The organism is Asticcacaulis sp., from assembly GCF_027484505.1.
GTDB lineage: Bacteria > Pseudomonadota > Alphaproteobacteria > Caulobacterales > Caulobacteraceae > Asticcacaulis.
Genome location: NZ_JAIXSV010000184.1, coordinates 14,844 through 38,253, shown reverse-complemented (window position 1 = coordinate 38,253; position 23,410 = coordinate 14,844). Strand labels below are relative to the sequence as shown.

The 23,410-nt window shown below is 61.8% G+C and carries 25 protein-coding genes and 1 tRNA gene; 14 read left to right on the top strand and 12 right to left on the bottom strand.

From position 1 onward, the window contains the following. Window positions 1-163 precede the first annotated feature (163 nt). From Q0072_RS11450 to Q0072_RS11440, 3 genes are all read left to right on the top strand, one after another. On the top strand, window positions 164-622 hold the full coding sequence (locus Q0072_RS11450) for a DUF350 domain-containing protein (RefSeq protein ID WP_298329999.1): 459 nt from the start codon (window positions 164-166) through the stop codon (window positions 620-622). A 15-nt stretch (window positions 623-637) separates the two neighbouring features. Continuing rightward, a complete protein-coding gene (locus Q0072_RS11445) occupies window positions 638-1,465 on the top strand; it encodes a peptidase (protein WP_298329996.1) in 828 nt (275 codons plus the stop codon). Between the two features lie 98 nt (window positions 1,466-1,563). Then, window positions 1,564-2,169: a DNA-3-methyladenine glycosylase 2 family protein gene (locus Q0072_RS11440; protein ID WP_298329993.1), complete on the top strand. Its 606-nt coding sequence runs from the start codon at window positions 1,564-1,566 to the stop codon at window positions 2,167-2,169. 3 nt (window positions 2,170-2,172) lie between these two features. Here the strand turns inward: Q0072_RS11440 and Q0072_RS11435 are convergent, their stop codons facing one another. Next, the gene (locus Q0072_RS11435; protein WP_298329990.1) at window positions 2,173-3,492 is read right to left on the bottom strand and encodes a hypothetical protein; all 1,320 of its coding nucleotides are present in this window, start codon (window positions 3,490-3,492) and stop codon (window positions 2,173-2,175) included. A 193-nt stretch (window positions 3,493-3,685) separates the two neighbouring features. Here Q0072_RS11435 and Q0072_RS11430 point away from each other — a divergent pair, with 193 nt between their 5' ends. Continuing rightward, entirely contained in the window at window positions 3,686-4,135 is a 450-nt protein-coding gene (locus tag Q0072_RS11430; protein WP_298329985.1) for a hemerythrin domain-containing protein, read from the top strand. Window positions 4,136-4,223: 88 nt separating this feature from the next. Here the strand turns inward: Q0072_RS11430 and acs are convergent, their stop codons facing one another. Beyond that, complete coding sequence (gene acs, locus Q0072_RS11425; RefSeq protein WP_298329982.1) at window positions 4,224-6,170, bottom strand: acetate--CoA ligase; 1,947 nt, start codon at window positions 6,168-6,170, stop codon at window positions 4,224-4,226. 165 nt (window positions 6,171-6,335) lie between these two features. On the opposite strand from acs, the gene Q0072_RS11420 reads away from it, so the two are divergent. Beyond that, the gene (locus Q0072_RS11420; RefSeq protein ID WP_298329979.1) at window positions 6,336-7,082 is read left to right on the top strand and encodes a creatininase family protein; all 747 of its coding nucleotides are present in this window, start codon (window positions 6,336-6,338) and stop codon (window positions 7,080-7,082) included. Here Q0072_RS11420 and Q0072_RS11415 read toward each other — a convergent pair whose 3' ends face one another. The 5 genes from Q0072_RS11415 to tsaD are packed head-to-tail and all read right to left on the bottom strand — an operon-like array spanning window position 7,083 to window position 10,123. Next, window positions 7,083-7,370: a type II toxin-antitoxin system RelE/ParE family toxin gene (locus tag Q0072_RS11415; protein ID WP_298329976.1), complete on the bottom strand. Its 288-nt coding sequence runs from the start codon at window positions 7,368-7,370 to the stop codon at window positions 7,083-7,085. Beyond that, entirely contained in the window at window positions 7,363-7,605 is a 243-nt protein-coding gene (locus tag Q0072_RS11410; RefSeq protein WP_298329973.1) for a type II toxin-antitoxin system ParD family antitoxin, read from the bottom strand. The genes Q0072_RS11415 and Q0072_RS11410 overlap by 8 nt, the downstream gene beginning before the upstream one ends. A gap of 39 nt (window positions 7,606-7,644) precedes the next feature. Further along, window positions 7,645-7,980, bottom strand: coding sequence for a Rieske 2Fe-2S domain-containing protein (locus tag Q0072_RS11405; RefSeq protein WP_298329970.1), 336 nt, complete (start codon window positions 7,978-7,980; stop codon window positions 7,645-7,647). Then, a complete protein-coding gene (locus Q0072_RS11400) occupies window positions 7,977-8,993 on the bottom strand; it encodes an NAD(P)H-dependent glycerol-3-phosphate dehydrogenase (protein ID WP_298329967.1) in 1,017 nt (338 codons plus the stop codon). Before Q0072_RS11400 ends, Q0072_RS11405 begins: the two co-directional genes overlap by 4 nt. Then, entirely contained in the window at window positions 8,990-10,123 is a 1,134-nt protein-coding gene (gene tsaD / locus Q0072_RS11395; RefSeq protein WP_298329963.1) for a tRNA (adenosine(37)-N6)-threonylcarbamoyltransferase complex transferase subunit TsaD, read from the bottom strand. The genes Q0072_RS11400 and tsaD overlap by 4 nt, the downstream gene beginning before the upstream one ends. A 252-nt stretch (window positions 10,124-10,375) precedes the next feature. Between tsaD and hemC the strand changes: the two genes are divergently transcribed. The 5 genes from hemC to Q0072_RS11370 all read left to right on the top strand — a co-directional run bounded on the left by hemC (window position 10,376) and on the right by Q0072_RS11370 (window position 14,824). Beyond that, the gene (hemC, locus tag Q0072_RS11390; protein ID WP_298329960.1) at window positions 10,376-11,320 is read left to right on the top strand and encodes a hydroxymethylbilane synthase; all 945 of its coding nucleotides are present in this window, start codon (window positions 10,376-10,378) and stop codon (window positions 11,318-11,320) included. Between the two features lie 109 nt (window positions 11,321-11,429). Continuing rightward, entirely contained in the window at window positions 11,430-12,113 is a 684-nt protein-coding gene (locus tag Q0072_RS11385; protein ID WP_298329957.1) for a uroporphyrinogen-III synthase, read from the top strand. A gap of 16 nt (window positions 12,114-12,129) precedes the next feature. Continuing rightward, entirely contained in the window at window positions 12,130-13,104 is a 975-nt protein-coding gene (locus tag Q0072_RS11380) for a hypothetical protein (protein WP_298329954.1), read from the top strand. Continuing rightward, complete coding sequence (locus Q0072_RS11375; protein WP_298329951.1) at window positions 13,101-14,648, top strand: heme biosynthesis HemY N-terminal domain-containing protein; 1,548 nt, start codon at window positions 13,101-13,103, stop codon at window positions 14,646-14,648. The genes Q0072_RS11380 and Q0072_RS11375 overlap by 4 nt, the downstream gene beginning before the upstream one ends. Before the next feature lie 100 nt (window positions 14,649-14,748). Then, window positions 14,749-14,824, top strand: a tRNA-Thr gene (locus tag Q0072_RS11370). Between the two features lie 390 nt (window positions 14,825-15,214). On the opposite strand, the gene Q0072_RS11365 is transcribed toward Q0072_RS11370, so the two are convergent. After that, window positions 15,215-16,018: a hypothetical protein gene (locus Q0072_RS11365; protein ID WP_298329948.1), complete on the bottom strand. Its 804-nt coding sequence runs from the start codon at window positions 16,016-16,018 to the stop codon at window positions 15,215-15,217. Window positions 16,019-16,673: 655 nt separating this feature from the next. Here Q0072_RS11365 and Q0072_RS11360 point away from each other — a divergent pair. After that, window positions 16,674-17,690, top strand: coding sequence for an AraC family transcriptional regulator (locus Q0072_RS11360; RefSeq protein WP_298329945.1), 1,017 nt, complete (start codon window positions 16,674-16,676; stop codon window positions 17,688-17,690). Between the two features lie 188 nt (window positions 17,691-17,878). Continuing rightward, complete coding sequence (locus tag Q0072_RS11355; protein WP_298329942.1) at window positions 17,879-18,355, top strand: Hpt domain-containing protein; 477 nt, start codon at window positions 17,879-17,881, stop codon at window positions 18,353-18,355. Between the two features lie 18 nt (window positions 18,356-18,373). On the opposite strand, the gene Q0072_RS11350 is transcribed toward Q0072_RS11355, so the two are convergent. Both Q0072_RS11350 and Q0072_RS11345 read right to left on the bottom strand, forming a co-directional pair. After that, a complete protein-coding gene (locus Q0072_RS11350; RefSeq protein ID WP_298329940.1) occupies window positions 18,374-19,177 on the bottom strand; it encodes a hypothetical protein in 804 nt (267 codons plus the stop codon). 60 nt (window positions 19,178-19,237) lie between these two features. Beyond that, window positions 19,238-20,125 (bottom strand): peptidylprolyl isomerase, encoded by an 888-nt coding sequence (locus Q0072_RS11345; protein WP_298329938.1) that lies wholly within the window; start codon window positions 20,123-20,125, stop codon window positions 19,238-19,240. Between the two features lie 209 nt (window positions 20,126-20,334). Here Q0072_RS11345 and Q0072_RS11340 point away from each other — a divergent pair, with 209 nt between their 5' ends. Beyond that, complete coding sequence (locus Q0072_RS11340; RefSeq protein WP_298329936.1) at window positions 20,335-20,649, top strand: DUF485 domain-containing protein; 315 nt, start codon at window positions 20,335-20,337, stop codon at window positions 20,647-20,649. Continuing rightward, window positions 20,646-22,319, top strand: coding sequence for a cation acetate symporter (locus Q0072_RS11335; protein ID WP_298329932.1), 1,674 nt, complete (start codon window positions 20,646-20,648; stop codon window positions 22,317-22,319). Before Q0072_RS11340 ends, Q0072_RS11335 begins: the two co-directional genes overlap by 4 nt. A gap of 64 nt (window positions 22,320-22,383) precedes the next feature. Here the strand turns inward: Q0072_RS11335 and Q0072_RS11330 are convergent, their stop codons facing one another. Together Q0072_RS11330 and Q0072_RS11325 are read right to left on the bottom strand one after the other, a co-directional pair. Next, window positions 22,384-23,010 (bottom strand): DsbA family protein, encoded by a 627-nt coding sequence (locus tag Q0072_RS11330; protein WP_298329930.1) that lies wholly within the window; start codon window positions 23,008-23,010, stop codon window positions 22,384-22,386. Continuing rightward, window positions 23,007-23,399 (bottom strand): protein-disulfide reductase DsbD domain-containing protein, encoded by a 393-nt coding sequence (locus Q0072_RS11325; RefSeq protein ID WP_298329927.1) that lies wholly within the window; start codon window positions 23,397-23,399, stop codon window positions 23,007-23,009. The genes Q0072_RS11330 and Q0072_RS11325 overlap by 4 nt, the downstream gene beginning before the upstream one ends. Between the last annotated feature and the right edge of the window lie 11 nt (window positions 23,400-23,410).

Sequence of the window (23,410 nt, the reverse complement as noted above, 5' to 3'; positions counted from 1 at the left end):
TCGAAACGGAACTGCCCTACGGCCATCTGGCCTCTGGCGTGTAGGTGCGGCCCTTGCGCCTATAAAAAACGGTCACATTTTTCGGCCTTGATCTTGCAAGACCCCCGATACAATACTGGCCATCCGCACGGGACGGCGGGCGTAATCGGGGCTTTTGATCGGCATGATACCGGATTTCCTCACTCTCGACTTTCTGGTGCCGGACGTGCTGCGTCCGGAGGTTCAGGCCTTCGCCGCCGGTTTCCCGGTCACCCTGCTACACGCCGGGGCGACCCTGCTGATGCTGTTTATCGGGGCCTTCGTCTATTCGATCCTGACGCCCTATAAGGAAATCCAGCAAATCCGCGACGGCAATTCCGCCGCCGCTGTGGCTTATGGCGGGGTGATCATCGGTCTGGCTGTGCCGCTGGCTGCCTCGATGGCCGCTTCGACCTCGGTGCGCGAAATCCTCATCTGGGGCGGGGCGACCGTCCTTCTGCAACTGTTTGTTTTCCGTCTGGTGGACTTCCTGCTGGCCGGTCTGCCGCAGCGCATTGACGAGGGCGAAGTGTCGGCCGCCGTACTGCTGGTGGCGGGCAAGCTGGCCGTCGCCCTGATCCTCGCCGCCGCCGTCGCCGGCTAAGGGAAGGCAAGAGTCATGGGCCTCATCCCCGACTGGCTGCTCTACGGTTCGGCGGTGGCCCTGATGGTCATCGTGCCGGGCCGCTGGGCCGACAAATCCCTGTCGCCGCCCGCGCCGCCGCCGCCGCCGCCCGGCGAAGCGGCCCTGTTTGCCACCTACTCCCCCTTCTCGACCAACGAGATCATCAGCCTGCCGATCATGAACGATATTGATTATCGCGGTACGGCCTTTTCCGTCTCAAAATCCGGTGAGTGGGTGCTGGCCCGCGAAAGCATCCGGAACTGTCGCTATCCCTTCCTCAATCTGGGCGGCAATCTGGGGGTGCGTATCCGCGTGCAGTATAAGCGCAGCCTCGATAACTACGTGCTGGCCGTCACCGAAAGCGGCGCGCGCCCCCTGCCCTTCGCCGATCCCAAAACCATCAAACCGGGTATGCGCGGCTTCATGCCGGGCTTTCCGCAGGATCAGGCCGGCGAAGCCACCGGCCGCCTGATCGGGGAAACCCGGCTCAAGACCGGCAAACGCTTCGAAGCGCCCGAAACCGTGCTGGCCTGGGCCGAAGCCGGGCATACGGCCAACCTGACGGGCAGCCTGAACAAGCTGCTGGGCGGCCCCACCCTCGATGCGCAATCTCAGGTCATCGGCATCACGCTGAAGACCAAGCCGCGCCGCGGGCGTCTCTATTCCTCGACCCCGGCGACGCTGGCCAAGATCGGCAATACGCCGTCGCGCACCTACGATTTCGAGCACGAAGACCTGCTGACGCGCCGCAATTACGGCATCGTTTCCGACACCCTGCGCCGGGAGTATCGCGTGGCACAGGTCGGCTGTATCCAAAGCTAAGGATTTAACCGCAATATTCGGGAGGTGACGCGCGCCAGTATCCGTGTAAGGCTTCGCGCATGATCCCCGGTGACCTTGTTCCTCTTGAACGCGCGCATATGAGCGCTCTGACCGAAGCCGACCCGGCGCTGGCCCCGCTGTTTGCCACCGTCGGCGACCTCAACTTCCGCCACCGAGCCGACGGCTTCGAAGGCCTGCTGCGCCTGATCGTCGAGCAGCAATTATCGGTCAGGGCCGCCGACGCCATCTGGCAAAAGCTGCGCGGTGGCCTGTCTGAGATGAGCCCGGCCCATCTGCTGACCCTGTCGGACGAGGCCCTGCGCGGCCACGGCCTGTCGCGGCCCAAGGTCAGATATGCCCGCATCCTCGCCGAAGCCGTCCACGCCCGCGCCCTCGACTTTACGCATGTGCAGGGCCTTGAGGCCGAGGCCGCTATCGACCACCTGACGGCGCTGAAAGGCATAGGGCGCTGGACCGCCGAGGTCTATCTGATGTTCTGCGAAGGCCGCCTCGACATCTTCCCGACCGGCGACATCGCCTTGCGCGAGGCCGTCGGCTGGTTAGACGGCCTCGATGCCCGCCCGGACGAGACCTATTGCCGCGAGCGGGCCCTGCGCTGGTCGCCCTACCGCTCAGTGGTGTCGCACGCCCTGTGGGGCTGGTACGGCGCGGTCAAACGCGGGGAGCTTGGGCGAACGCTGTAGGCTTTACTGGCGATTATAGATGCGCAGGATCACCGGCTGATCGTTATTGCGGGCGTTGGGTTCGGTCCACACCAGGGCAAAGCCATTCGGTCCTGACCCCAGATTCACGCCATTGAACGACGTGGCGGTGGTGATCTCAAACTCCGTGAAAAGTTTGGTGCCATCATCGGACATCAGTTGGCCGGTCAGACCCGAATTATAGCTATAGACCACCGCATAGCCGCCATTGCTCAATCCGGTAGCGCCGCGATAGCTGGCACTCAGCGCCGCATTGGCATTGACCGTCGCTGCCGTCCCATAGGCAGCCCCCGCACCACTATAGGCCTGAGCGCGCAGGCTCTGAACCGTCGTCCGCTGCGACCAGATCGCCGCAAAGCGTCCGCTATTCAGACTGATCACTGCCGGAAGCCAGGCTTCCAGACCGCCATTCAAGGCTATAGGGTTGCCTGATGCTGCGCCTGCGGCGGTGTAAAGCTGAACCTTACCCTGCATCAGACCCTGCGTATTATTGGCTTCCTCATAGGACAAAGCAAACGTCCCGTCCGTTAGACCGACAAGCGTATAGGCCGGGACATTGCCGCCAATCGAACCGGTCGGAAAACCCTTAAGCGTCAGTTCAGAACCAACGGTGGCACCGGTCGCTGTGAATATCTGTGCCCGAACCTCATCTGCGGTGGTCACCTGAGTATTGTTGACGGCCCGCTCACGGAAAGCCACCATAAAGCCTGTCCCAGCCGACACTAGTTGTACCGTTGTGTCCGATGCGAACAGCGTTGCAGACAACGCCCGGGTGTTTACACGCAATTCGCTGCCTTGTTTGACGCCATTGGCATCGAAGATCTGAGCCCGAACAACGGGTGCCGTCGCGCTACGATCGGCCCAGGCGACAACAAAGCCGCCACCGCTAAGGCCGACGATGGCAGGCATGCTTTGATCGCCGGCCGTCGTCGTATTGGCCGTGAGTTCCGTCGTCTGCATGGCACCGCTGCTCGAAATCACGCGATACAAGATAGCCGAGCCTGATGTGTCCGGGCTGCCGGCGACCACAGTGCGCTCGGTCCACGCCACCGCATAACCGCCACCCGAAAGACCCGTCACAGCCGTTTCGTATCTTAACCCGTTGCTGCGCGTGCTGACGGTTACCGGGCTTGAAGCCACATAGCTGCTTTGTGACGCCGATGATGACGATGACCCACCGCCGGTGCCCCCACCGGAGGATGAACCACCCCCGCCGCCGCCTCCACCACAGCCATAGACCATCAGCGCCGCCAGAGGCGCGACAATCAGCACGAGCGGACGCAGAATTTTCGATGAAATGGTCATGGTCTCCCCCTAAACAGTTGCCGTCTTGTTACAGGATGGCCCACCTTCTGTCAAATTTGACGGCACGATGACACCGCCAACCGTGACGGGACTTACCCCCGTCTTACACCCTGTCAGAGGTGCGCCATATCGCTCTTACGCGCGGCGGGTCTAGGCTCAGGCTTCAACCTGAAATAACACTGGAGCCGAGGAAATGGATATCTACAACTACATCAAAAAAGACCACCGCAAGGTCGAGGACCTGATGGAGCAGGTGGTCAATGCCGCCGATGGCGCGACGCGTCTGCGTCTGTTCAATGAGATCAAAAACGAGCTGACGCTCCACGCCAAGAGCGAGGAAGAGACCTTCTACAAGGCCGTGCTCGACGCCACGCGTTCAAAGGCCGTCGAGCACAAGATGGAACATGCCAATGAGGAGCATGACGAAATCGAAGCTTTCCTTCAGAAGGTGTCCGGCCTGTCGGCTGACAGCGACCAGTGGCTGCTGCACTTCGGCGAACTGAAGCACGCCGTCATGCACCACGTCGAAGAGGAAGAGGGCGAAATCTTCGAAAAGGCCAAGACCTATCTTAGCGCCGATCAGGCCCGCCAGCTGGCCAAGGAGATGGACGCGCTGAAGAAGGACATGATGGCCGGGGCGTAGACCGACAGCTTAACCCTACCGTCTTTTTGGCATTCGCCAAAAATCCACCTCCCCTGATATCAGGGGAGGTGCTTTATGTTTGAGGTGCTTAAAGCCCGGCGCCCTTGACCAGATCGGCCACCACCGACGGGTCGGCAAGCGTCGAAATATCACCTAGGTTCGACACGTCGCGTTCGGCGATCTTACGCAGGATGCGGCGCATGATCTTGCCGGAGCGCGTCTTGGGCAGGCCCGGCGCCCATTGAATGACGTCCGGTGAGGCAATGGGGCCGATTTCGCGGCGCACCCAGTTGCGCAGTTCGGTCTTCAGCGCCTCGGTCGGTTCCACGCCCTTGGTCAGGGTGACGTAGCAATAGATGCCCTGCCCCTTGATATCGTGCGGGAAGCCGACCACGGCGGCTTCGGCGACGCTGTGGTGCGCCACCAGCGCGCTTTCGACCTCGGCCGTACCCAGACGATGGCCGGAAACGTTCAGCACGTCATCGACGCGGCCGGTGATCCAGTAATAGCCGTCTTCGTCGCGGCGCGCGCCGTCGCCGGTGAAATACTTGCCGGGATAGGTCGAGAAATAGGTTTCGATAAAGCGCTGATGGTCGCCAAAGACCGAGCGCATCTGGCCCGGCCACGAGTCGCAGATACACAGATTGCCCTCGGTCGCGCCGCTCAGCTCATGGCCTTCATTATCGACCAGACAGGCCTCAATCCCCGGCAGGGGGTGGGTCGCCGAACCGGGCTTCAAGGCCGTCGCGCCCGGCACCGGGGTGATCAGGTGGCCACCGGTCTCGGTCTGCCACCAGGTATCGACGATGGGGCAGTTTTCGTTGCCGACCACGCGGTGATACCACAGCCAGGCTTCGGGGTTGATCGGCTCCCCCACCGAGCCCAGCAGACGCAGCGACTTGCGCGAGGTCTTGAGCACCGGTGCATCGCCTTCGCGCATCAGGGCGCGGATGGCGGTGGGCGCAGTGTAGAAGGTCGTCACCTGATGTTTGTCGATCACTTCCCAGAAGCGCGACACAGTGGGGTAGTTGGGCACGCCTTCGAAGATCAGCGAGGTGGCGGCATTGGCCAGCGGCCCATAAACGACGTAGGAATGGCCCGTCACCCAGCCGACATCGGCGGTGCACCAGTAGACATCGCCTTCGTGCCAGTCGAAGACGGTTTTGAACGTATAGGCCGCCCAGGCGAGGTAGCCGCCCGTGGTGTGCAGCACGCCCTTCGGTTTGCCCGTCGAACCGGACGTATAGAGGATGAACAGAGGGTCTTCGGCATTCATCGGCTCAGCCGGGCAGTCGGCGCTTAAGCCTTCCAGTTCCGGATCGACGCACAGGTCGCGCCCGTCATGGCTCAGCGAACAGCCATTGCCGGTGACGAAGACGTGCTTCACGCCGGGGCATTGCAGCAGGGCGAGGTCGGTATTGGCCTTGAGCGGCACCGACTTGCCACCCCGACGGCCTTCGATGGTGGTGACCACGTATTCCGACTGACAGTCATTGATACGCCCGGCCAGGCTGTCGGGCGAAAAGCCTCCGAACACCACCGAATGCACGGCGCCGATACGCGCGCAGGCCAGCATGAAATAGGCCGCTTCGGGCACCATGGGCATATAGATGGTGACGCGGTCGCCCTTTTTGACGCCGTATTTTTTCAGCAGGTTGGCACGCTTGCCCACCGCTTCGGCCAGCTGGCCATAGGTGACCTTGTAAGAGTCGTTCGGCTCATCGCCCTCAAAAATGAAGGCCACCGTATCGGCCTTATGCGGCAGATGGCGGTCGATGCAGTTGGCCGCGACGTTCAGTTGCCCATCGTGATACCAGCGGATGCGGAAGTCTTCGCGGTTGAAAGACACGTCCTTGACCTGCGTGAAGGGCTTGATCCAGTCGAGCGCCTCGCCCAGTTGACGCCAATGGGCCCACGGGTCGGATTTGACCAGATCGCGCTGCGCCTGAAGCGCCGCCGCCGTCACGCTGTGGGCGCGCGGATAGGTCGCCGGCACGGGAAAGAGAGTCGTATTGTTCAGCGTTTCAACCGTCATGGCGTCCTCACACATTGTCTTGCTTATCTTGCCGTAGAGATAAGACTGATCCACGGCCCTGTCGAGCCAGCCAACCACAATTTGCCCGGCAGGGAAACTTGGCAATAGGTCGTATATTGGTTATGCAATGTGGATCATTTTTGTGACCATATCGAAAGACTGTCCGTGCATCTTGCGCTATCCACCTGGCCGGAAATCGACGCCCGTCTGAAGACCTCAAAGACGGTGATCATTCCCATCGGCTCCAACGAACAGCACGGCCCGATGGGGCTTTTGGGGACCGACTGGCTGTGCCCGGAAATCATCGCCCATGCGGCGGAAAAACAAGGCGATATTCTGATCGCGCCGACCTTCAATATCGGCATGGCGCAGCACCATCTGGGCTTTGCGGGCACCATTTCCTTGCGCCCTTCGACCTTCATGGCGGCCATCGAAGACTGGGTGAAGTCGCTGGGGCGACATGGGTTTACCCACATCTATTTCCTGAATGGCCACGGCGGCAATGTCGCCTCGATCGAAGCGGCCTTTTCGGAAATCTATAGCCAGTGGTCATGGCAGGGCACGCGCTGCCCGTTTGCGCTGAAACTGTCGAACTGGTGGGATCTGCCGGGTATCTCGCCTCTGTGCGCCCGCCTTTTCCCCAAGGGTCACGGCAGCCACGCCACACCGTCGGAAATCGCCCTGACCTGGGCCGCCTATCCGGAGGCCGTGCGCGACGTGACGATGGAGCCGCCGATTGCGCCCACGGGTCCGATCCGCGACGCGCTCGATTACCGCGCGCGTTTCCCTGACGGCCGCATCGGCGCCGACTCATCGCTGGCCAGCATCGAACTGGGTCGTCAAATCCTTGAGGCGGCGGTCCCGGCCCTGCTGAAAGACATTGCGAAATTCGAGGCCGAAGAACGGCCCTGACTACAGATGCGTTTCGACATCCATGCGTTGATGCAGGATGCGAACAATGTCGAGCCCATCGTTCAGGCGAAAATAGATGATGTGAGATCCACAGGCATATTTCAGATAGCCTGTCCTTACACCCACGGGCCTGCCCTTGCGGCGGCCTGACGCCAGATCATCGAAGGCGGCGGCCAGTAAGAGTGTATAACGATCCGCCTGATCCGCCGACCATTGACGGCGGCTATACAGCCAGATGTCGCGCAGGTCGGCTTGTGCGGCCGGTCGAAGGCTGTACGCCTCAGCCATGTTCGGCGCGCATTTGCTTCAGAAAAGCGTCGCTATCAAAGGCTTCGGGAGGACCGGATTGTTCGCCCTCAATCAGCGCCTGTTGCAGCGCCTTGACCCTGGCTTCATGTTCTTCGAGCAGTCTTAGTCCGGCGCGCACCACTTCGGTAGCCGACCCGTAACGACCTTCTTCGAGCTGCGTTGCAATAAAGCCGGTGAAGTGCTCACCCAGAGATATGGAGGTTGTGCGTGCCATGCTCAGGCTCCTTATGTGCTAAATATTAGCACAGTTCATCTAAACCGTCACCACCTCATCGCCGCGGCGTTCGACCGGCCACGGCATGAGGTGCGCTCCGGCGCAGGGGCCGCCGATGCACAGGCCGCTGTCTTTCAGAAACGACGCGCCGTGCCAGCGGCAGATAATCACGTCCTGCTCGCGCGTCTGATAATCGCTTTCTTCCTGATCGCCGCCCAGCGGCATACCGTTGTGCGGGCAGGCATCGACATAGCCGCGCGGCACATAGTCATCGAGGATAACGAACCCCTCAAACCCATCCTGACGATAGAGGACGGTGCCGGTTTGCTGCAACTCAGCCCAGGTGCAGATGATGGTGCCGGGAGGCGGTCTCACCGTTCCGTCTTCAGCGGGCGCGACATCAGATCGCCGATGGCCTTATCGACGCTGGCTTCGCCCGACAGGATGGTCGCCACCATGTTGCAGATCGGCAGATCGACGCCCAGCTTTTCGCCCAGATGCTTGACCGCCGGGGCCGATTCCACCCCTTCGGCGACCGAAATCTTGCCTTCCAGCGCCTGAGCCAAGGTTTGCCCGCCGCCGAGCGCCAGACCGACGCTCATATTGCGCGATTGCGGCGACGAGCACGACAGGACCAGATCACCCATACCGCACAGGCCACTCAGCGTCTCGGCCTTTGCCCCCAGCGCCACGGCCAGACGGGTCATTTCGGCAAAACCGCGCGTGATCAGGGCGGCGTGCGCCGAACGCCCCAGCCCCTTGCCCTCGGAAATGCCACAGGCAATGGCCAGCACGTTTTTCAACGCCCCGCCGGCTTCGGCCCCGATCATGTCGTCGATCAGATAGGGGCGGAAGGTCTGCGTCGCCAAAGTCGTCGAAATCTGCGCCCCCAATGCCGCATCCTTGCACGCCAGCGTCACCGCAGTGGGCAAACCGCGCGCCACTTCGGCGGCGAAGGACGGCCCGGACAGGACGGCGGCGCGCGCCTGCGGCAGGGTCTCGGTCAGGACCTCATTCATCAGATTGTCGGTGCCGCGCTCAACCCCCTTGGCGCACAGGACGATCGGCAGGCCGTCGCGCACGTGCGGCGCAAAGGCCTTCAGCGAGGCGCGCATATGCTGCGCCGGCGGCACGGCCAGAATAAGGTCACAGTCCCCCAGATCGGCCAGATCGGCGGTCGCCTTCACCTGCGGCAACAGCTCACGGCCCGGCAAATAGAGGTGATTGAGGTGCTGAGCGTTGATCGAATCGGCGACTTCCGGCTCACGGCACTGAATCAACACCTCGCGCCCGGCCCGCGCGGCGACCTGCGCCAGCGCCGTACCCCATGCCCCTGCCCCGATGATACCCACCTTGTCAAAGGCTTTGGCGTGCACGAATTGGGTCAAGCCTTGGCTCCCTTGCGTCCCGAATATTTATGTATGGGTGCACTGAGCGCACGGCGCTCGTCAAGGGGCCAGCGTGGCCGCGCCAGCGCCGACAGACCGTCGTGCACCTGTTTGTCCCCATCATAATCGGCCGCCGCCTGCATCAGCGCAAAGCGTTCCAGCCCGGCCAGAGCGATCATGGCCGCATTGTCGGTGCAGTAGGCCAGAGGCGGGGCAACAAAGTCAAACCCCTCTTTTTCGGCCAGTGCCGACAGCTCAGACCGCACGGTTTTATTCGCCGCTACGCCGCCCGCCACAACAAACGCCGGACTATCCACTCTATTTTCGGCCTTGAAGGCGCGCATGGCGCGGGCCGAGCGTTCGACCAGTTGCCGCGCAATCGCCGCCTGCACCGAAGCACACAGATCGGCGCGGTCCTGCGGCGTCTTCACCTGCTCCATGGCGATCTTGGCGGCGGCGGTTTTCAGGCCCGAATAGGAAAAATCGCAGTCTTTGCGTCCCAAAAGTGCGCGCGGCAGGGTAAAGCGCGTGGCATCGCCCTTCGCCGCCTCGGCTTCCAGCGCCGGGCCGCCGGGATAGCCCAGCCCCAGAGTCTTGGCGATCTTGTCGAAGGCCTCGCCCGCCGCATCGTCGATGGTGGTGCCCAGACGCTCATAATCGCCGACGCCGCGCACGTGCAGCAACTGACAATGGCCGCCGGAGACCAGCAGCAGCAGGAAGGGAAACGGCACATCATGCGTCAGGCGCACGGACAGGGCATGGCCTTCGAGGTGATTGACCCCGATCAGCGGCAGACCGCGCGACAGGGCAAAGCCCTTGGCGAAGCTTAAGCCCACCATCACCCCGCCGATCAGGCCCGGCCCGGCGGTAGCGGCCACTGCGTCAATATCGTCCACCCCGACGCCCTTTTCGGCGGCCTGCGAAAGCGCCAGCCGCGCCAGATCGTCGATGGTTTCGACGTGGCTGCGCGCCGCGATTTCCGGCACGACCCCGCCATAGACGGCGTGCTTGACCACCTGAGAATGGATGACCGAAGACAGGACTTCGACCGTGCCATCATCGCCACGCCGCACTACGGCGACCGCGGTTTCGTCACAGCTCGATTCGACACCCAGAACGCAAAGAGACATTACATATCCTTATCCCCCGCAGCCTTACGGAGAGAGGGGTTACCTGAAAAGGCCAAATGGCCGCAGGTCAAGGGGCTTGCAAGCCGCAGGGCGAAATTTTAGGAAGAAGCAAACATAGACTACGCTCTGTCTTAGCCCCCTCTCCCTGAGGGAGAGGGCTGGGGTGAGGGGGGCGTCCGTGCCACCGTCCCCTCATCCGGCCCTTTCGGGCCACCTTCTCCCTCAAGGGGGGAGGGAAAGTTCGGAAAACTCATGACCCCACTTCTGAAAATCGGTACGCGCGGTTCGCGGCTGGCCACCACCCAATGCGGCTGGGTTCAGCGTCAGATCGTCACCGCGCTCGGTCACGACCCGGCCCTGTCGCACGACGTTGCGCCGCTGGTCATCATCACCACCCAGGGCGACCGCATTCAGGACCGCCGCCTGATCGAAGCGGGCGGCAAGCAGTTGTTCACCAAGGAGATCGAGGACGCCCTTCTGAGCGGTGAGGTCGATGTCGCCGTCCATTCGCTGAAGGACATGCCCGCCGAAGATATTCCCGGCCTCAGCCTGTGCGCCTTTCCGGTACGCGAAGACCCACGCGACGCTTTCGTCTCGATCAACTACCGCCGTCTCGAAGACCTGCCGCAGGGGGCGAAGCTCGGCACCGCCTCGCTGCGGCGTCAGGCGCAGGCCCTGGCCGTGCGGCCGGACCTTGAAGTCGTCATGCTGCGCGGCAATGTCGATACGCGCCTGTCGAAGCTGGAGGCCGGGCATTGCGACGCCATCCTGCTGGCGGCGGCGGGCCTGAAACGCATGGGGCTTGAGGCCCATATCAAGTCCTATATCGACCCCGATCAGTTCCCCTGCGCCCCCGGTCAAGGCGCACTGGCCGTGCAATGCCGCACGGCCGACCTCGATCAGGAGTGGATCAAGCGGCTGCACCATGGCGAAACGCACCTGCAAATTTCGGCCGAACGCGGCGCGCTGGTGGCGCTCGAAGCCTCGTGCCGCACGGCCGTCGGAGCCTATGCGAAAATCGAAGGCGACGCGCTCACCCTGTTTGTCGAAGCCCTCACCGCAGACGGCCGCACCCGCTGGCAAAGGCGCGAAACGATCAACGCCCCTACGGTGGAATCCGCCCACGCGCTGGGCCTGCGTCTGGGGCAGTCTATCCGTGATGAGGCCGGCGAGCGGCTGATCCAATACACAGGCTGATTTTTTAGCATTCTAAAGTTAGTAAACACGCACGGCCATAAAAAGCGCCCGACCGGGCGCCGGCGCCCCTGCGCCGCCCCCGCGGAGGCCCGAACGCAGTGAGGTAGCCGTGAGCGAATTAATATGGATTACCCGAACGGAACCGCAGGCCAGCGTCACGGCGCAGGCGCTGCGGGCACGCGGGTTTGATGTGCTCAATGACCCGCTGCTTGAGGTCGAACCCTTAAGCCCCAATATCGATGTCGCGCGCTTTGCCCATATCATTGCCACCTCGATCAACGGCCTGAAAGCCTTTACGCGTCAGTACGCCACGCGGCATCAGACGGTGTGGGCCGTCGGCGACGCCACCGCCCGCGAAGCGCGTGAGGCCGGCTTCAATACCGTCCATAGCGCCCACGGCGATGTAGAAGACCTGATCCGCCTGCTGAAAAGCGAGGCGCCGCAAGGCCCCCTCCTCTACCCGCAGCCCGAAACCCCGGCGCGTGACCTGAGCGCCGCCCTGTCGGGCTTCGACCTGCACCCGGTCCTCTTTTATCGCACGGTGGTGCGCGACGCCCGCGACGCCAGAGCGCAGATGGCGGCGATCACCCATATCCTGCTGTATTCGCCGCGCGGCGCGCAGGCCTGTGCGCCCTATCTGGCGGGTGTGACGGCGCGCGTCCTCTGCATCTCTGAGGCCACCGCCCAACGGTTGCGCGAACACCTCAATTTCACTGGAAATTTACCCTCTGCGGGCCTAAACATAGAGGTAGCGGCCTCTCCGGATGAAGAGGCCCTGTTCGCCAGGCTCTAAAACCCCACGGACCGCCATGACCGACGACTTTGCCCCGAACCCGATCCCCGCTGCGGCGGAGCCGGAAAAGACCCGTTGGGGGCGCGGCCCGCTGATCATCGCCTTCGCCTTCCCCATCGTCTTTGTGCTGCTGGCGCTGGGAGTGCTGGGCTTTGCGGTCTATAAGGAGCACCTGAGCGCCCCGCAAAAGACCGTGGCCGACTATTTCGATGCGGCGGCGGTGGCCAAGGACAGCGAAAAAGACTCCGAAATCGCCCGCCTGACCGCTGAACTGAACGCCCTGCGCGTGCGCCAGGCTCAGGCCTCCGTCGAGGCTCCGCAAGCGCCCACCTATGCCGACCCGACGGCCCTCAACCGTCTGTCGGAGCGCCTCGATCGCCTTGAGGCCAATCAACGCCTGCTGATTCAGGCCGCCGCTGCGGCCACCTCGGCTTCGGGCCTGCAACAGGCGGCCAAGGGCTCTCAGCCGTTTCTGTCCGAACTGGCCGACGTCGAAAAGAGCCTGACCGACACGGTGATGGTCGCGCCGCTGCGGCCTCTGGCGCAAAAGGGCGTACCCAGCGAAATCGCGCTGGCGCTCAGCTTTCCGGACTATGCCGCCAGGGCCCGCACCGCCGCGAATGCCAAAACCGACGACAGCTTCCTGTCGCGTCTGACCAATGCGCTCAGCGGCCTGATCAGCATACGCCGCATCGACGGCGCCGCGCGCGGCCCGGACGCCCTGCTGCTTCAGGCGCAGGGCCGTCTGGATCAGGGCGACCTCAACGGCGCGCTGACAGTCCTCTCCACCCTGCCCCCGGCGTCGCAGGCCGCGCTGAAACCGTGGATGACCGATGCGCGCAACCGCGTGCTGGTCGATACCACCACCCGCCGCATCACGGTTGAAGCCTTAAGCCGCCTCAGTCAGGCCAATTACAGCACGGCCAATGGGGCCGATGCCACAACGGACAGCGGTGCCGCCGTCGCGCCTCAGCCGGAGAATGGCCTGTGATCCGCACGCTTCTGATTCTGCTGAGTGTCCTCACCCTGATCGCTGTTGCCTTTGCCGCCGCTGGTGATTCCGGCAGCGCGACCCTGATCTGGCTCGGCTACCGCATCGACACGCCGGCCGCCGCCGCGGTTATCGCCATCGGCCTGCTGGCTTTTGCGGCGGTCAGTTTCTGGAACCTCGTCCTGTGGATGTCGCGCGCCCCGCAACGCGCCGAACGTCAGCGCGCCGCAGCCCGCCGACGTCAGGGCGAAGAGACGCTGACCCGCGGCTTTATCGCCGTCGTTTCCGGCGATGGGGCCGAAGCCCGTCGTCAGGCGATCAAGGCCGTGGATTTGCACGACAATGTGGCGCTGGTGCGCATCCTCAATGCGCTGGCCGCCGAAACCGCCAGCGACCCCGTCGCCACACGCGCCGCCTGGACGGCGATGCTCAGCGTGCCGGAACTGAAACTCGCCGGTCTGCGTGGCCTGATGACCCTCGCCATCTCCGAAGGCGACCGCGCCGAGGCCATCCGTCTGGCCGCCGAAGGCTATAACCAGCCCAAGCCCGCCATGTGGGCGTTCAAGACCCTGTTCGAAGCCCGCTCGACCGCTGGCGAATGGGCCGAAGCGCTCGATCTGGTCGAAGGGGCGCTGAACCGCAAGCTGATCTCGCCGCTGTTTGCCGAACGCGCGCGCGCCGCCCTGATGGCCGCTTCGGCCGCCCGTCTGGAAAACGCCGCCGAAGGACAAATCCGCGAACAGGCGCTCGATTACGCCGTGCGCGCCGCCAAGCTTCAGCCCATGTTCGCGCCCGGTGCCGTCATCGCCGCGCGTCTGCTGGCCGCGCATAATAAGCTGGGCCGCGCCGAAGACGTGCTGGAGGCCGCCTATGCCGCCCAGCCGCACCCGGCCATCTGGCTGGCCTACCGTGACCTGGTGAACGATGAGACGCCAAAGGACCGCGCCCGCCGGCTGCAAGGGTTGATCGACCGCAACCCGCAACACCGCGAAAGCCGCCTGCTGGAGGTCGAACGCGCTGTCCTGAGTGGCGTGCGCGCCGACATCGACCGCGCTACGGCGGCGCTTGAGGACGAACTGACCGAGGAGCGCCTGACGCGTCGTCTGTGTGGCCTGATGGCCAAGGCGGCTCTGGCCGTGCAGGACGTGGACGGGGCGCGCGGCTGGGTGGCCAAGGCGTCGCTGGCCAAGGCCGAACCCGACTGGTCCGACCTCGACCCGGAAGGCAAGGCCTTTGCCTATACGCCGTCCGACTGGACGACTCTGGTCCTGACCTATGCCGAAACCGGCGCTCTGGCGCACCCGCGCCATGAACGCGCTGAAAAGGGCCTGCCCGACGTGCCCGACATGCCGACGCGCTACGTGCCGTCCATGCCCTTCGTCAAGGCGGCGCAGAAAAAATCCGGCCCCGCGCCCCTGCCCGACAATCTGGCCCTCAGCCCGGACGGATACGACGCGGCCATTGCTGGACACGACCTTGATGAGGCCGAAGTCGCCGCTCCCGCACCCAAACCCCGCGCCCGCAAGACAAAACCCACAAAATAATTGCCGGTGCGAGCGCTTTGGGGCCTTGCCAAACCGCTACAGGAGCCTGTAAACAGCGCTCTCCGAACCGGGGCGGGCGATTATGCGCCTGCATCAAAGTGCCGCTTTAGCTCAGCCGGTAGAGCACCTCATTCGTAATGAGGGGGTCAGGTGTTCGAGTCACCTAAGCGGCACCATCACCTTGTTCGCTGAAATCCGCCCAAGGTTGAAAAATCCAAGAAAAACTGATACTTTAGACGCTAGTTGGCCGCTAGCGTCCGCCCCCGTCCGTCCCTAGTCGGACCAATTTGGGGGCCACATTGGGGGCCACTTGGAAACAGCAAAAATGCGTGGCCCCCAAAAATGTCTCTAGTCGTTACCCAGCTTAGGAATGCGAAGCCTGCTGCCAAGCCATACAGTGGCCCGCCAGCAGGTAGGCTGCGGTCGCCGAGCATAACAGATCCATGCCACCCTCTTCCTACCGCCACTGGCCGCTGGCACTCTTTAAGTGGTGACGGTCATTCAGACTGATCGAAAAAAAAGCTTGAACCAATTGCTTAGGTGTAGAGCCCACTTTGGAAGTGGCCTTACCTTACCATTTTAGCGACAGCATCTTTGCTTTCAGGACTCATATATTGTTTGATGAACCCATCCAAATTATAAGGGTCTGGTTCCGTGCTGTTGGAAATTTCGACTGGAAATTCCCAAGCCTCGTAATCTAACTCGTCACCTTTTTTCACGACAACAAGGCCAACCTCATGCTCCTCGCATAGCTGGCTGATTTGCCCAAAGCGCTCATTTTCTTTGTCGGTAGGCTTTTTCGGAAAATTTACAATTAAAAGAAAAGAATAATGCGCAGCCCTACGGTGGTTTAATGCTTCAAATACAGATAACGCATCTGCACTTTCGAACCTTTTTACCTCAATTGACTGGACGGTAAACTCAAATCCAGGGACGTACTGTCGAACAATTTTTCCAACGATGACTATATCTGGAACCGTCCATCTTCCCGCGCCCCGCACTCGTTTTGACGCTGTTAACTCCACTACAGAATCATCAAATCCTTCGCTTTCAACCCAGTCACGCTTAATCGTTGGCAGCAATTTGTCATAATATTCAAATTCCTTTGCATATTCCTCCTCCTCCTTCGCAGCAGAGGCATCGCCGGGAGCCGCGTCTGCGGATGTGGTTTTTGCCGTATCCGTAAGAAATACAACACCGCCACGTCCACGGGCGGACCCTACTAAGCCAAGCGCCCTGCACATATTTCGAATATTATAATATTTTTCTTTCGACCATCCGAGCTTGCTCCGGAGCACGGTATTGCTTGATCTGCCGCCTATTTCGAGCAACTTCTCTACCAAAAGGCTCACTTCTTCGGTCTCGGGCATTCGTCACTCCTAGGATTGAATCGCTTCCATTCCCGCATTAGTTGATTAAGACGAAGTTTACAGTATCAGTGATTTCCTAGTTGCCGAGGCGGGCTAACTTTAGGAAGCAAAAGGAACATCGTTCTGCGAGCATGGCAAATCCCAATCTCAGAACAGCGCTATCTACTTCTCGGACTTTAGCGGCATTGAGGCTGTCCCGAAATTGACGCAGCCATCGCCCGGTAACGCCCTGCGCGAAGCCCCACCCGCTCAGCACGAGCTGGCCCGCACCGCCTCTCCTCAGATGACGCCGACCTATCAAACCCGCCTCAGTTTGCCGCATTCCCCTGAGGGTTGATAAGCGCTATGCGTTTTCGGCGCCGTGTTACGGGCTGCTGACGCATCTTTTGGGAGACGCGCCCACCGGGATATGATTCTCTGTCCCGCGCGCAACTGTGGTGGATAAGCTTATTTTGTAAGAAGATTTTGGCACCCCATCCTCGTAAAACAGCGTAGCTGGCGGGTTTTTCCAACAAGGCAACGGCACCCAAATACCGCGACAAAAGGGCCATGTGTCGCAATCGGAACAAATCACCGGCGATTGACGCACACGCAGCAAATTCGCCTCTTACGATACATTCCGAATACGATTACCCGTCGCTGAGGAGTGGGGCACATGTCAAATAACAGCACTTTACCGCGAGAGGACTGGAAGTTTAGCGGGGATTCGTTCGAGGGTTTCGCTCAGATTCTGCACCGCTACTGCGATGTAACCGCCCAGCAACCCGATCCTTCGCAAGCTTTAAACTGGCGGTTGAATTTATCCTCTGTTGAGTCGCGTCACCTCAAGGACCCTATCTATTTGAAGCTGGCCATGGTGGAGACGACGGCGGACTGGTCTTTTACGTCCAATACGCCCTGCGACGACATCATTATGAGCTTTCCGCTGGAAGGCCGCCAGAGCCACACCTTTGCCGATCAGACGGTCGAAATCGGCAAGGGACAGGCCATCATGTACCAGCAGTGTGAGCAGCTGCGTCAGTCCTTCATGACCCACGATCGTGTGGCGCGCTCGGTATCTCTGCGCCTGAGCAACAAATGCGTGCGGCGCATCATTGCGCGTCGCACCGGTCGCTTTGATCGTCTGCGCACCGATTTCCGTCAGGTGATCGAACAGAGCATGCCCGGTTTTGGCCTGATCCCGGCACTGGTCGGCACGATGTCCGGGCTTGATTCCGAGGCGGTCTTTTCGGTGCTGTCCGAAGAAACGCGCCATGCCCTGATCACGGCCATGGGGGAACTGGTCTTTGATCTGGTGCCCAATGTGATGCGCCGGCACGTGCGCCTGTCCGAAGCCGACAGGGTGCCGCCCTATATCCGCAAGGCCTGCGATTACATCGTCCACCACTATCGCGAGCCCCTCACCATCCGCGAACTGGCCGAACACTGCGCCGTCAGCCTGAGAAAACTCGAACGCGGGTTTGAGCAGAGTCTGAGGATGAGCCCGTCTGCCTTCGTCAAGAAGGTCCGCCTCGACGCCATCCGGGCGATTCTGACCTCAGGGACCTATCGCGGGACCATCTCGGCGCTGGCGGCGGAATGCGGTTACTCCAGCCGCCACCGCTTCCTGAAAGACTATACGGCCCGGTTCGGAGAAACCCCCAAGGAAACCCTGCGCGCGCACAAGCCTTAACCTCCGGCCGGACACAGAGATACCGTACAACGTCGTTAATGCCGATTTAAGATATTCGCGCTATGGATGTGCAGTGCCCGGAATACCCCTAAACCACGAGGAGCGAACCCTATGTTTGCTATGCCATCGGCTATGGGCACAGGTCCCGTCAGCCTTTCTGCTCACCACCCGACGGACGGTGCCCCCTCATGAAAACGGCACTTATTCTGGAGGTTCCCAATGATCTGCACGCCAAGCTGGGGGACGCGCTTTCGGATGCGGCCATGCTTGAGCGGGTGGAAGAGGCCCTGCACACCTTGTCGGCCCAGTTTAAGGGCTGGTTGTCAGACGACATCATCCGTCTGAACAGGGCCGTTCAGGCCGCCTGTCAGACGCCCGGTGAGGCGAGCTGGCGGGAGCTGCTGAAAAGCTACGGCGACCTCAAGGGCATGGGTACGACCTACGGCTACCCGCTGGTCAGCCGTGTGGCCGCCTCGGCCTGCACCTTGCTGACCGCCAACAGGGATCTGGCGCTGACCCTGCCCCTGCTGGAGGCGCACGCCGCGGCCATCACCGTGCTGGTCGATTGCGAGATCAGGGACGAAAGCCACGCGGAGGGCCAGAGGCTTGCGCACGAGCTGGAGGTTCAGGTGCAGCCGTTTCACAACCGAATCCTGAGGCTCTGAGGTTAGACGCGGTTGGCGTCAGGCCCGCGTCAGCTTGCGGAAATTCATCCAGAACAGGATGGCCCCCAGGGGGATGGACAGAAGGATGATCAGCGGCTGATAGAGGCCCAGACTGAAACGCGACGGCGGCAGATTGGCCGTGAACAGCGTCAGCGCCATACGCCCTTCCAGCCAGTTGAAACTCATCAGCCCTACCCCCAGCAGGATCAGGCCGATCCACACAAAGCGCCAGCGCACGCGCGGGGCGGCGATACAGATGAACAAGGTCACCGCACAGAAGATCAGGTTGATGACCGCCAGCCCCAGAAGCGCATAGTGTTCGATGCTTTGCCCGCTGAGACGGAAGGCCGTGCGCTCAAACAGCGACGCGCGGTAGGTATTGATATTGAAACCCGCCACCGCCTGCTTCCCGGAGCCCGGTTCGACCGTCACCGTGGCGATGATCCAGCGATCAGAAAATTCGTATTCCAGCGCCACAAACACGAAGCGCTTACCGCTCAGGTCGCGCACCATATAGCCGACGGGCTGGATATTGCGCGGCGCTTCCTGCGGCAGGTACAGATAGACGCGGTCCATGATCAGGTCAAAATTGGCGTCGATATAGTCGCTGTTCATCTGAGCGCGCACGGCCGGTGTGTCGCGGGTTTGCATGAGCGCCACGAAGTCCTTCGACTGCCCCACCTCCGGCTCCAGCCGCGCCAGTTCACGCGACAGGCGCTGAGCCTGCTGACGCTGATCCAGCGTGCCGCCCAGCACATAGAGCTGGCTGACCAGCAGCATCAGGCTCAGCACCGCGCCAATAATTTTCCGGAACAGACCCATCTACCCACCCGTTAACCTTTTTAGTGTTGGCACGGGCGGGGGCTTCGCAAAAGCCCTTTTTTACGGTTTTTGACGGATGGGTGGTAAAGCGTTGCAAATATCCACCGCTCCGGCCGACACCGCGAAGAAATCGTCCTTGCGGTTGGCGCGGGCCTTTACCCAGGCGGCAAAGGTCGGGCTTTGCGTATCGAGATACTGAAAAGACGGACGCTCCGTGGACGGAATATCGGCGGCGATGCGCACGGACATGATCTTTGTGCGTTCTGCCTCGGTCTTGTAAAAGCCCAGAGCCTCCGTGCCGCGTGGACGGGCACTCAGGGCGTCCATACCCGACACGACGCGCCCCGCCATGGCCAGATTGCGGTCGAGGTGGCGCGGCGCGTGGCCGATAATGGCGTAAAGCTGCGACGACGAGCCCGTATCCGGATTGAGGCCACGCGCCACGCCGACCATGCCATAGCAATGCGGCAACCATTGCGCCTGACCGTCCGTCGCCACGGGCCAGCCGTCCACATGTCCGACCTGAGCCGCATAGGCGTCACGATAGGGCAGCGGGCGGAAGCCCTTTGACAGGGGCTGTTGGTACTCGGCGGGGGGCTCAGCCTTTACGGCCTCCGGGTATTTGGGTTCCGGTTCATTGGGCCAACCCCATTGGCTGACATAATTGTCTTGAGAGCGGATAATGGCCGCGCCATCCCACCATTTGGCGCGGGCAAAGGCCCGGACATTGGCCACGTGCTGCGGCGAAAAAGCGGGAGCCAGTTGCACCACCACCTTCGATCCGTCAGCCAGAGTCATGACCATCAGGTCTTCGGCCGCAATATCCTTCCACGCGGTCGCCGGCGCGGCCTCCAGCACCGAGGTGGGCGTGACGGGCTTATCCTGCGCCGGAGCCTGCGTGGCGACGACGGCCAGAAAAACGGCCAGGCTCAGTGTACGGATGGTCATGCCAGTGTCCCCTTTAATAACAGGAGAAACCTTAGCCCGCCTCCGGCTGGCCGCAAGTGGAAAATCGCGGAATTTGCTGTTGCATTTTGCGACGACTAAAGTCGAATAGCCGCCGGGGCGGGGGTGTTTTACCCTCCCCCTCTGATCTTCCGTGCCATAAGGAAGACGAACAAGCGGCTGAAGGCCAAAAACAGGAAGGACAACCCGAAATGAGTTCCGACGAGGTCTATCGTCGTATCTACGACAACCCCAAATTTCAGACGCTGGTCAAAAAGCGCGGACGCTTCGCCTGGACACTGTCGGCCCTCATGCTGCTGGCCTATTATGGCTTTGTCTGCCTGATCGCCTTTGACCCGAAGCTTTTGGGCACGCGCATACAGCCGGACGCGGTCCTCACCTGGGGCATTCCGGGCGGCATCGGCCTGATCCTCCTGTGCTTCATCCTCACCGGCATCTATGTGCAGCGTGCCAATGGCGAGTTTGACCGCGAAGTGCGTCAGATCCTTGAGGAGGCCGGGCAATGAAGGGCTTCTCATTCAGCTGGCGCGCCCTGTTCGGGGCCGCCCTGATCAGCGCGGTCCCGGCCATGGTGCTGGCCGACTCCGTGAATGGCGAGGTGCATAAGCAGGCCACCAACTACATCGCCATCGGTATGTTCCTCGCCTTCATCGTCCTGACGCTGGGCATCACCAAATGGGCTTCGGCGCGCTCGGCTTCGACCAAGGACTATTACACCGCCGGCGGCAAGATTACCGGCTTTCAGAACGGGCTGGCCATTGCCGGTGACTATATGTCCGCCGCCTCGTTTCTGGGGATTTCGGCGCAGGTCTTCACCTCCGGCTTTGACGGCCTGATCTACTCGATCGGCTTCCTTGTCGGCTGGCCCATCATCCTGTTCCTGATGGCCGAGCGACTGCGCAATCTGGGCAAGTTTACCTTCTCGGACGTCGCTTCCTATCGTCTGGGGCAAAAGCCGATCCGCTTCCTGTCGGCCCTGTCCTCGCTGACGGTTGTGGCCTTCTACCTGATCGCGCAGATGGTCGGGGCGGGCAAGCTGATCCAGCTTCTGTTCGGGCTCGACTACCTGATCGCCGTGGTGCTGGTCGGCGTGCTGATGGTGCTCTATGTGCTGTTTGGCGGGATGCTGGCCACCACCTGGGTGCAGATCATCAAGGCCGTCCTGCTTTTGTCGGGCGCGACCTTCATGGCCGTCATGGTGCTGAAATCGGTCAATTTCGACTTCTCCGCCCTGTTTGAAAAGGCCGTCGAAGTGCATCCAAAGGGCGACGCCATCATGGGCCCCGGTGTGCTGATCAGCGACCCGATTTCGGCCATTTCGCTGGGTCTGGCCCTGATGTTTGGCACCGCCGGTCTGCCGCACATCCTGATGCGTTTCTTCACCGTCAGCGACGCCAAGGAAGCGCGCAAGTCGGTCTTCTACGCCACGGGCTTTATCGGCTATTTCTATATCCTGACCTTTGTCATCGGCTTTGGGGCCATCCTGCTGGTGGGCACCAACCCGGCCTTCAAGGACGCGGCGGGTGAGCTTCTGGGCGGGTCGAACATGGCGGCGGTGCACCTGGCCAAGGCTGTGGGTGGCGACTTCTTCCTCGGCTTCATCTCAGCCGTCGCCTTTGCCACCATTCTGGCTGTCGTGGCCGGTCTGGCTCTGGCCGGGGCCTCCGCCGTGGCGCTCGACCTCTATACCCACGTCCTGCGCGGCGGTAACGTCAATGAAAAGGCGCAGATGGCGGTTTCTAAGGGCGCAGTCATTGTGCTCGGTATCGTAGCCATCGTGCTCGGCATCGTGTTTGAGAAGCAGAACATCGCCTTCATGGTGGGACTGGCCTTCTCGGTGGCGGCGGCGACCAACTTCCCCATCCTGTTCCTCAGCATGTACTGGTCGAAGCTGACGACGCGCGGCGCGGTCATCGGCGGGGCCATGGGCCTGATCACGGCCCTGACGCTCACCGTCCTGAGCCCGACCGTGTGGGTCGATGTGCTGCACCATCAAGCCGCCATCTTCCCGTACAAATATCCGGCCCTGTTCGCCATGATCGCCGCCTTTGTGGGTATCTGGCTGTTCTCGGTGACGGACACCTCCGCCAAGGCCAAGGCCGAGCGCGAGAAGTTCTTCGCCCAGTTCGTCCGCTCACAGACGGGGCTTGGGGCTTCGGAGGCCGTGGATCATTAAATCACTTGTTCGAGTAAGCGTTTGCGCACAGACTGGCCGCTCCCACCCCGGAGCGGCCTTTTCTTTATACCGCGTTCGGTTTTTGCCGGGCGCGGGCTTCGGCCACCGCCTGAACCATATCTTCGCGGCTCTGGAACGCCCCCGGATAGACGGCATTACCCACGACAAAGGACGGCGTGCCCCGGAAACCAAAGCCCATGGCCTGCGCGTCGTTGCGCAGCAAAAGCGCCTCATAGGCCTCGGCCTTTTCACGATAGGCGGCCAGCGCCGCCGCCGGCGTCAGACCGGTCGCAGACAGGGCGGCAAACACATCGCCCTTGCTCAACTGACTGCCTGTCGCCATCAGCGCCAGATGCACGTCGAGATACCGCCCCAGCGCCTGCGCCCCCAGGGCCACCTGCGCCGCATAGTGTGAGCCTTCGCCAAAGATGATCCAGTCGCGCATGACCAGACGGATCTGACCGTCCTTTGCCACCACATCGAGCAGCAGCGGGTGCATCCGCTTACAGACGCCGCACTGATAATCGAAGTATTCGACGATGGTCACATCGCCCTGCGGATTGCCCAGCACCGGGACCAGCGGATCATAATGCACATCGGGCAGCTTCGGCACAGGTGCCGACTCTTGTGCCAGAGTCGGCGCGGCCAGAAGCGCCGGGGCGGCGGCCAGCAGATGACGACGGGAGATCATGGACGCGGACGCTCCTGCACAGCGGGAATAACAACGGAAATGGGGATATAGCACAGGCCATCTTCCTGACAGCCGCGATAGGTCAGCCGAACCTGACCGGCATGGTTCAGCGAAGCCCGCGCCGTGCCGTAATAGACCTCGGTCGGCCCAAACGTCGGGTCGGGTTTAATCCGCCCGGCAGGCGTTTTGACGGGCAACGAACGCCCACTGGCGTCTTTGGCTTCGATATGGGCGCGGTAGAGATAATAGCCCTTCGGCATCCGCCAGTTCAGCCGCACCTGATCGCCGCGCCGTTCCCAACTGAGCGCAAAAGCCTTGTCCGGCGGCAAGGGGGCTTCCCGCGCCGACGCGGAGGCCAGCACCAGCGGCAGGCACAGAAAAAGGGACATGACGCGCATGT